General features: G+C 60.2%; 1 protein-coding gene. It reads left to right on the forward strand.

Going from position 1 to position 264, the window contains the following annotated elements; genetic code table 11:
- On the forward strand, positions 1 to 264 hold a 264-nt coding region (locus E0702_RS17720; RefSeq protein WP_205742094.1), incomplete at both ends, for a hypothetical protein.

The following is a 264-nucleotide window of genomic DNA, read 5'->3' on the forward strand; positions in this document are numbered from 1 at the left end:
CCTTCCCATGGCCCTCACGGTGGTGTTCTCGTTCTTCGAGCGCACGATGTTCTGGATGGAGCCGGGCTTTACCCTGTTCTCCTACAACAACTTCTTCTTCTCCGCGCGGCTGGAGAATTTCCTCGTCTCGATGAAATACTCCGCGCTGGCGGTGATCATCTGTTTCGTGCTGGGCTTCCCGGTCGCGGTGTTCATCCGCCGCTCGATCCCGCAGGTGGCCCAGCACCGGGTGATCCTTCTGTCCATCCTGCCCTGCATGGCGTC

The sequence above is a fragment of the Halomonas marinisediminis genome (assembly GCF_004347715.1).
Taxonomy (GTDB): Bacteria; Pseudomonadota; Gammaproteobacteria; order Pseudomonadales; family Halomonadaceae; genus Halomonas; species Halomonas icarae.